The 8497-nt window shown below is 63.3% G+C and carries 8 protein-coding genes and 1 pseudogene; all 9 read right to left on the reverse strand.

Going from position 1 to position 8497, the window contains the following annotated elements:
• Positions 1-199: pseudogene (locus tag BN2476_RS42270) on the reverse strand (MotA/TolQ/ExbB proton channel family protein); the annotation flags it as partial.
• Positions 200-241: 42 nt separating this feature from the next.
• Complete coding sequence (locus tag BN2476_RS42275; RefSeq protein ID WP_087740106.1) at positions 242-961, reverse strand: energy transducer TonB; 720 nt, start codon at positions 959-961, stop codon at positions 242-244.
• Positions 962-1189: 228 nt separating this feature from the next.
• Positions 1190-1636, reverse strand: a complete 447-nt coding sequence (locus BN2476_RS42280; protein ID WP_087740089.1) for a copper chaperone PCu(A)C — start codon at positions 1634-1636, stop codon at positions 1190-1192.
• 34 nt (positions 1637-1670) lie between these two features.
• The gene (locus BN2476_RS42285) at positions 1671-3161 is read right to left on the reverse strand and encodes a PepSY-associated TM helix domain-containing protein (protein WP_087740090.1); all 1491 of its coding nucleotides are present in this window, start codon (positions 3159-3161) and stop codon (positions 1671-1673) included.
• A gap of 13 nt (positions 3162-3174) precedes the next feature.
• On the reverse strand, positions 3175-5562 hold the full coding sequence (locus tag BN2476_RS42290; RefSeq protein WP_235851217.1) for a TonB-dependent receptor: 2388 nt from the start codon (positions 5560-5562) through the stop codon (positions 3175-3177).
• A 96-nt stretch (positions 5563-5658) separates the two neighbouring features.
• Positions 5659-6018 (reverse strand): DUF2946 domain-containing protein, encoded by a 360-nt coding sequence (locus BN2476_RS42295; protein ID WP_087740091.1) that lies wholly within the window; start codon positions 6016-6018, stop codon positions 5659-5661.
• A gap of 29 nt (positions 6019-6047) precedes the next feature.
• A complete protein-coding gene (locus tag BN2476_RS42300; RefSeq protein ID WP_087740092.1) occupies positions 6048-6437 on the reverse strand; it encodes a hypothetical protein in 390 nt (129 codons plus the stop codon).
• Positions 6438-6927: 490 nt separating this feature from the next.
• A complete protein-coding gene (locus BN2476_RS42305; RefSeq protein ID WP_087740093.1) occupies positions 6928-7695 on the reverse strand; it encodes an HvfC/BufC N-terminal domain-containing protein in 768 nt (255 codons plus the stop codon).
• A partial coding sequence (bufB, locus tag BN2476_RS42310) for an MNIO family bufferin maturase (protein WP_087740108.1) occupies positions 7692-8497 on the reverse strand: 806 nt, incomplete at its 5' end. The genes bufB and BN2476_RS42305, both read right to left, overlap by 4 nt.

Genomic DNA, 8497 nt, shown 5'->3' on the forward strand with positions numbered 1-8497 from the left:
TCACGCCGTCGTTGAAGTCATCCGAATGCCAGAACGTCCGCTCGGCGTTTTTCGTCAGGCGCTTGAGACGCATGACGTTCCAGCTCTTGATGACGATCACGCTCCACGACAGCGCCGACATGATGAGCAGTGCCACGGCGATGCCGCGCGTGACGAAATCCCCTTGTGCCCACACGTGGGCAATACCGTAGTTCTGCATGGCAGTTCCTTTTTCGTTGAAACCTGTACCTGTCTCGGCCGATCAGTTCAGGTTGAAGTTGAATGGCTGGGTGTACGCGGCGCGGACGGGCTCACCGTTTTCCAGATACGGCTTGCACGAACTGGAGCGCATCGCGTCGAGCGCGGCCTGGTCGAGGCGGTCGTAGCCGCTGCTCCTTTTCAGTTCGATGTTTTCGATCCTGCCCGTCAGGCCGACAACGAAGTGAATCATCGCCGTCCCCACCTCCCCGCGTCGGCGCGAAAGGGTGGGGTAATCGGGCTGGACGATGCTGCAATCCAGGTGCGACACGTTCTTCGGCGCGGACAGCGCCATCGTTGGCTTGCCGGCAGCGGGCGCTCCTGGTTCCGCAACAGAGGGGGGTGTTGCGGGCGCAGGTGGTGCCGGCTGCGCGGGTTCGGGCGCGGCAATGTCGTGCTGCAACGGCGCCTGCGCGACGGGCAGTGGCACACGCGTGGGCTTCGGCGTCGGGCGCGGCTGTAATTTCGGCTTGACCTTCTGCACGGGCGTAGGCTTCGGCGGAGGCGTCGGGGTCGACTGGATCGCGGCCGGCGCGGTGACGGGCGCCGGGCTGATGAGTTCGGCCGTGATCGTGCGCGATTCGATCGGGCGCAAAGGTACGCTCTCGCGAATCGTGAACGCGACTGCGAGCGCCGCAACGTGGATCGCCGCGACGAGCGCAGCGACGACTGCAATTCGTCGTTTCACACGCGCGGTGTTATCGACGTTGCGCCAAAACGGTATTGCACTCACTACAGTCTCCACGCTCCTTGCAGACAACCATGCGACATGAGGCGGACACGACTACACCGTCCTCAACAAGTGCACCATGTTCAGCGCGACTTCGGATACTTGCAGAGCGACCAGAACGACGCGCCGGGACACGAATGTCAGGTAATGACTCGCCCTGCACGATTCCTGCCGGCCGGGCGCATCCCGATCATCCGGATGCCGCGGCGGTCGGAACCACATTCAGTGCCCCATCGCGGTCGCATTTTTCGTCTCGCATTCGGCAGTGACCTGCTCGCCGTCGCTGAACGTAAATGTGAACGGAATCGACATCCCGACCTTGAGCGGCTTTTTCGGCTGTTCGAGCATCACGTGATATCCGCCAGGCGTGAATGCCAGCGTGCCGTGCGCCGGCACGGTCACCTTGTCGACCATCACCATGTTCGACGTGCTGCCGCTGCTCCGGGTCTGGTGAAGCATCGCCGTACCGTAAGCGTCGGTTCGAACGCCGGTCAGATCGACCGGCTGCGCACCCATGTTCACCACGCTGAAATAGCCGCCCGATGGGAGATTGCCCGGCAACAGCCGGATCCAGCAGCCGGACACCTTCACCGATGCGGGCGCCGCCGCTGTGCTTCCAGCACAACCGCATAGCACGGCTAGCAGCATGACTCTGAGAGGAGTCTTCATTTGGTCTCTCCTGATACGAAAATGCGCGGTGGCGTCAGGACGCGACCGGCTGTGACGGGCGGCCGAAGATCATCCGGTCTGCGCACCAGACCGCGACGAGCGTGACGCCCATCAGCGGAAAGGCTAGACCGAGCAGCACGAGGCCGAGCTTCCAGCCGCGCATCGGTGCACCGGTACGTTCGCGGGCAGGTGCGCCGAGCGCGCCGGCCGGCCGGCGTTTCCACCACATCACGCAGCCGGTAACGGCAAGCGCAGTGAGGCCGAGCGAAAGCGCCGTGCACACGAGCTGGTTCAGGAGGCTGAAGTAACGACCCATGTGCAGCGATGTGCCATATGACACCGCCTTTCCGACTGTGCCGTAGTCGCCGTAGCGGATGTCTTTCAGAATTTCGCCGCTGTACTGGTCGATGTAGAGCGTGCGTTCGAGCTTCGGGTCCGGCGGGAAATACGAGACGGTGTAGACGCCGCTCGCGGAGGTCGGCAACGCGACGTCATAGCCGTCGGTGAGGCCCAGGGCGCGCATCTGCGCAACGACGCGGCCGAGTGGCAACGCTGAAGGTCCGGCATCGTGCGACTGCGGCACCGGTGCGGCGCCGACGGCCCACGGCACCTGCGGCAGCGGCAGATCATCCATCGTCATGCCCGGCATTGCATCCATACCCGACTCATGAGTCACATGCGATCCATGCCGGGTTTGCCCATCGGCGGGTTGAGAACGATTGGACGGCGTTTGCCCGCCCGGTCGCTTCGAGTGCAACGGTAACCCGCCCCATGCGCCCGGCGGCGCACCGAGCCCGGCACTCGCCGACAGCGATTTGAACTGCTTGCCCCATGATCCGGTCCATGGCAAGCCGGTGACCACGAACACCAGCGCGCCCACGGCGAGCCAGATGCCGAGCGCCGCGTGCACGCTTTTCCACAACGGCCGGCCGCGCAGCGAAAAGTGCGGCACGAGCGCGCCGCGTAACGTCGTGCCCCCGCGTGGCCACCACAGTGCGATGCCCGTGCCGATCATGACGAGCGTCCAGCACGCGACCAGTTCCATCAGCAGTTCGCCTGGTTTCCCGAGCAACAGCTTGCGGTGAATCATCCGGTCGACCTGCATCAGGCGCCCCTCGACGCTCAGCGTGCCGAGCACCGTGCCGTCATACGGATTCACGTAGACACTCTGCCTGTCCCCATCCGGCAACCGGAAGATGAATTCCGCGCTGCGGTCCGGTCGTGACGAGAGACGCGCGGTCGTCGCGACCGAACCTGGCGGCAGCGCACGGCGCGCGTTCGCGAGCAGCGCATCTTCATCGAGGCGTGGCACGTCGCGCGGTTCGACGACGAGCCGGTGTGAATACAGCAGTGGCTCGATCTGCGGCTGGAAGCAGTACAGCGTGCCCGTCAATGCGAGCACGATGAGAAACGGCATCACGAACAGGCCGGCATAGAAATGCCAGCGCCACAGCGTGCGGTAACCCCGGCTCGCGGTGGTGACGGCGGCCGGTGACGGGCGCTGGTCGATTGCGGCAGTAGACATGTGACGTCCTCCGTTACAGGTGCAGCCGGCCTTCGACATAGAAGGTCCGGCCTGGATACGGGTGATAGACGAAATAACGCGCATCGAACATGTTGTCGACGCCTATGCCGATTTCGCTCTGCTTCGTCGGCCGGAACGTGAACTTTGCATCGGCAACCACGTAAGTGCTGGTACCGCCGAACACGTCCGGATTTGTATCGGTATTCGTGAGCGTGTTGTACTGGCGCCCGGAATACCGCGCGGCGAGCGTCAGCGCGGCGCGCGCGTCGAAGTGGTACGTCGCGGCGACGTTCGCGCGCCACAACGGAATCCGGTAGAAATACTTGCCCACCGTCGCGGGATTCTGCGCATTCTCAAGAATCTTCGACTGCGTATAGGCGGCGTTCGCGACGAGGTCGAGGCCGCGCACAAACACGTCCTGCCCTTCATAGGCCGTCTCGACGCCGCGCGAGCGCACCTTGCCGATGTTCTGGAAGCTCGTCACGTTCGGAATGACGGTCGTATCGGTCTGGCTGAAGATCGTGTTCTTCACGTCGTCCTGGAACAGCGTCAGGCGGAACACGTCGTTCCAGTGCGCCCATTCCGCAGTCAGCTCTTTCGAGAGGTCGTCCTCGGGCTGCAGGTTCGGATTGTTGTTGATGATCGTCGAACCATTGATCTTCCCCTGGAACAGCTCGCCGACCGTCGGGAAGCGATAGGCACGCGCGATCGACGCGCGCAGCGTCAGGTCGTCGGTGACATCGAACGACAGCGATGCCTTCGGCGAAAAGTGATGCTGGTCCGCGCCCGGATACGGCAAGGTCGTCGCTCCGAGTGCCTGGAACCCGTCGTACGCGCGCCAGTCTTCGTAGCGCAGCCCGTAGACGAACTTCCAGCGCGGCAGGAAGCGCCACGCGTCCTGCGCATAGGCGGCCTGGGTCTGCGTGCGGCCCCTGAACGCATTGGCGAAGCTGCCGGACGCGCCATCGCGCCACGCCGGGGTGTTGTAGGTCTCGTTGTCCAGGAAGTAGTTGTCGTAGTGATAGCCGAAGGTCAGCGCGTGGTTCGTCAGGCCCGCCTGAGGCGAAGCCGGCGTGTACGTGGTTTTCAGGTCGAGCGTCTTCCAGCCGGTGCCGTCGCCGAACGTGACGACACCCGACCCGTTGCCGGGTCCGCCCGCGTTGGCGGTGCGCGCCACGCTGTTCGATACGTCGTAGTAGGACGCGATCGCTTCCGCGTTCCAGCCGGTTGCGTTGTGCGTCTTCAGCCACGCGCCGTACAGCCAGTTTTCGCTGTTGCCGAGGCTCGGCGCCATCGCGGCGGCCGGGATGTTGTACTCGAAGCCGTTGATCGCGACCCTGCCGCTGTACACCGGATTGCCGTTCGCGTCGCGCATGAACGTCGAGGTTTCGCTGTTGTACGTCTGATGCCAGTAACCGAGCGTGAAGCCGGCCTGCACTGTCGGCGTGAAGTCGTACTGCATCTTCACTTTCAGCTGGTCCTGTACGGTGTGCTCGATCCCCTCGCCGTTCACGCCGAGCACCGCAGTCGGCGCATTGGTCTGGTTGTTGTAGAAGTAGGCACCTGTGACGGGCGTGTCGCCCGGCTTCGCGGGCGTCGTCGATTGCGCGAGCGTCGCGAACTGCAGCGGCTGGCTGGTGTTCTCCAGGTGGTTGGCGCCGATGAACCAGGAAAACCTGCCGATGCGATCGCCGATCGTCGCGCTCGCTTCAGTGCCGTTGAAGTTCCGGTTGACGCCGTACAGATCGAAGTGCTGCGTGAACGCCTTGATGTCCGCAGTCGCTTCGAATTTCGTCGGCATGCGCGTCGTGATCAGCACCGTCGCACCCAGCGAATTGCCCGGGTAGAGCGCGGAGTAAGGGCCATAGATCACATCGACCTGCTGGATCTCGTCCGGAAACACCATCGACCAGCGCGGCGGGAACGAGTAGCTGTTGCCGAGCAGATTCGAGAGCAGCAGTCCGTCCGCATAGACGAGGCCTCGCGCGCTTTGCACATTGCTTGTGCCGCGCACCGCGATGATCGAGTTCAGGTCGCCGATGAAGCGTTTGCGCACCGCGAGGTTCGGCAGATATTTGAGCGCGTCTTCGGTATTAACCACGTTCCGGTTGTCGAGCTGCTCGCGCGTGACCGTTTCGGTCGTCGCGGGCAGGTTCGGATCAACGACCGGGCGATAGCTTCCGGCGCTGCTTGAGGTAACGGAGACCGCCGGCAGCTCGTTGTCGGCAGGCTGCGTGTCAGCTGTTGCGGCGGATGAAACGCCAGTCGGGGCAGCGGCCACACTGGGCGTCTGCGCGACGGCGGGAGGCACAGCGAACGTAAGCGGCACGAGGCCAAACGCGGCGTGGCGTATCCGCGCACGCGTGCGACGGCGAAGACTTCGCAAAGCGAAGTACAGCATGAGATTTTTTCCTGTGCGTATTGGTGAACAGCCGCAGCGAACGGCGACGCGCGCCTTCAATGGGCGCGTGCCGGTGCGGCGTGCAGCGAACGACGATCAGGAAAAAACAGGTGGGGCCCGTGGGCGGCCAGATGGGAAGGCGCCGAGTGGCGTAAAGCGCGTAGACAGCGCAGCGATCGCGGTCACGACCGGCAACAGAAGAACGGGCGCTACGGTCGGCGGAACCGGCGGCGGCGCCGCGTGGGTCGCGAGCAGATCGCAATAGCCGCACGCGGAGAGCAGATCGCCCGCGTGATGGTTGCCGCTGTTCGCCTGCGTAGCGGAACAGAGCACCGCGACGGGTTCAGTGGCGCGGGCTGACGTCACCAGCTGGCTCACGACCGGCACGAACGTGACGAGGCACATGGCAAGTATGCCAAGCCAGGTGCTGAGTCGTCGACGGGCGTGAAAGGTCATGAGGCGATGAATCCGTGAGTGGGCGAAGTTTAACACTGGTTTTGTAAGGGAGTTGAGCACTCCCTGCCGGCTTCCGGTTCCGTGCACCGTGCGGCGCGGGCAGATGAGTCATCAGCACGGGTGAGCGGGACCAGCACCAGTACCGTCGCAAGCAGGATGGCGGCGATTTCCAGGGCCGTCACGGATGTGACCGCGATCGCCTGCTGCGCCACGAGGTCGCAGTGATCGCATACGCTGAAGTTATCGGCGAGCGTTTGCTGCCGGGCGCTTTCGCTTTTGTCGGCAGAGCAGTTGACCGCGACCGGTTCCGGCGACTCCCCCAGTTTGAGCAGTTGAACCGCGAGCGGGGTGAAAACGATCAGCCACATGGCAACGATGCCAGGCCATGTGACGAAGTGTTTGCGAGCGCGAATCGTCATGATCGTCCAACGAGCATATGCACGTTATCGATAGCACAGGTCCGCAACAGGTAACCAGCGCAACGCAGAAAGAAAAGCTTTCTGCGTTCATGCGTCAGCGAATAGCTCGGGCGTTAGCCGCGAGAGAACGCGTTCCATTCCACTATGTGCGGCCCGGTCGGTCCGGCCAACGCTCGCTGCCTGCGCTTTTGGGGCTTACGTCCCATTCTAGGTTGACCGGCGAGCGGAAGAACGTGGGCATGCCCGCGAAATCCATGGGTGGAGTTCCCCAATCTGCAGCCGCTAACGGGATCGCGTTTGCCTGCAAATGACGGATCGCCAACGAATGCAGGAGAATGACAATAACTGCGCGAGTGGCTGGTGCGCCACTGTGCGCAGCTGAACCAGTGGACTCTGGTCGGCTCCCTCTGAGCTGGTTCCGGCCGGTTGCTGCCGATCGCGTTGTCTCTGCGATTGTCCCGTTTTACCTCGACACCGGTCGTAAGCACTGCTATGTCACCAAGCCAGTGACGGCGCAAACCATTATCCAGCTTTGAAGTTGCGACGCGATATCGAACTGCGCGTCGACATCCAGCGCGATATCAGTGGCCTCGTTCAGTGTGTGTCCGCGTTGCAACGCGATGAACGCTGCATGTCCCCCGCGGTCTTGATCGATGACAAAGGGCCGCCATCGAGGGCGCACGACGAGTGCCCACGCCGGCGCATCGATGCTCCGCGGAAACGTTCCTCCAGGCTGGTGCCCGCGCCAGATGTCGGCAATCGCATACCGCGAATGGACCACAGAGCAGGCCGGATGGGTCGCAAGCCGGGAGGCGAGCAGTTTCTCGCTGCCGATCTGTCGCCACTGCTGGGCGCTCAGCGCATTCGGGTCGTCAGCGTACCACGCGGTGTGAACAGCCCATTCGAGCCGCGCTATATCGCCGAAGTATTCGTAGCGCGAATCCCGCTCCCAGTTGCCGATGAAAGCGGGCAGATGTGCTCCGTACCGGTTCAGATCGCCGCTGTCTGAGGGACAGGCGTTCGCGTAGGCGCGCGCGAGCCTTGCAAAGTAAGCGGCGCCCGCTAGCGCAAGCAGGACCGGATAGGTGTTTGCCAACGCCGCGTGCCAATGAGACTGCACATTGCCGCGATATATCGCCAGCCGGCTGGCTGCAACGCTCCGCCCGGTTGCCAGCTGTTCGAGCAACGCGATCTCCTCGCGTGGGTCGTGGATGGCGTCGGCAAACGCCCGCTCAAGGTCGACGAACGGGGTCTTCATGGCGTGCGTCCCGCGTTCTGAAGCGCCCGAGCGTGATCCGCTTCGCCGACCAGATCAGCAAGCGGCGGGACATTCGTGTCCCATTCTATCAACGTCGGACGGTGACCGAAACGCTGGAGCGCGTACTCGTAGAGTGCCCAGACTTCCGGTGCCACGCGTGAGCCGTGATCGTCGATCACAGCGATATCAGTCACGCTATGCCCTGCAAGATGAATCTCACCGACAACCTTCGGCGGAAGTTCGTTCATCGCGCGGATCGCATCCTCCGCGTGATTGCATTGATTGACGTAGAGGTTGTTGATATCCAGCAGCACGCCGCAGCCCGTGCGGCGCGCCAGTTCGGCCAGAAACGCAGCCTCGTTGTACGCGTCCGCCTTGAAGCGCACGTATGTCGACACATTTTCGATCAGAACAACGCGCGCAAGGGCTGTTTGTAGCGCGTCGACGCGCGCGCACAGGTGATCGAGCGCCTGACGGGTGAGCGGTAACGGCAGCAGGTCGTTGAGATAGCCGAATGCCGAAGCATTCCACGACAGATGCTCCGACACGATCACCGGTTCGATACGGTCGGCAAGGCGCCGGAGTTTGCCGACATGCACGGTGTCCAGTGGCGTCGTCGAGCCCAGCCCGAGACCGACGCCGTGAAGGCTGACGGGGAGATCTCGCCTCACCGTCTCCAGCACATGCAAGTCGTATCCGCCATCGCCGAAATAGTTTTCGCTATGGACTTCGACCCAGTCGACGGCGGGGATCGCATCGAGAAAGTCCGCGTAGTGCGCGTGACGCAGCCCGACGCCGACGC

The sequence above is a fragment of the Paraburkholderia piptadeniae genome, assembly GCF_900007165.1.
Classification (GTDB): Bacteria; Pseudomonadota; Gammaproteobacteria; order Burkholderiales; family Burkholderiaceae; genus Paraburkholderia; species Paraburkholderia piptadeniae.

Coding starts and splice junctions, on each gene's coding strand:
- BN2476_RS42300 (WP_087740092.1), bottom strand. CDS start 6,437: ATGACGATTCGCGCTCGCAAACACTTCGTCACATGGCCTGGCATCGTT.
- BN2476_RS42285 (WP_087740090.1), bottom strand. CDS start 3,161: ATGTCTACTGCCGCAATCGACCAGCGCCCGTCACCGGCCGCCGTCACC.
- BN2476_RS42280 (WP_087740089.1), bottom strand. CDS start 1,636: ATGAAGACTCCTCTCAGAGTCATGCTGCTAGCCGTGCTATGCGGTTGT.
- BN2476_RS42295 (WP_087740091.1), bottom strand. CDS start 6,018: ATGACCTTTCACGCCCGTCGACGACTCAGCACCTGGCTTGGCATACTT.
- BN2476_RS42290 (WP_235851217.1), bottom strand. CDS start 5,562: ATGCTGTACTTCGCTTTGCGAAGTCTTCGCCGTCGCACGCGTGCGCGG.
- BN2476_RS42305 (WP_087740093.1), bottom strand. CDS start 7,695: ATGAAGACCCCGTTCGTCGACCTTGAGCGGGCGTTTGCCGACGCCATC.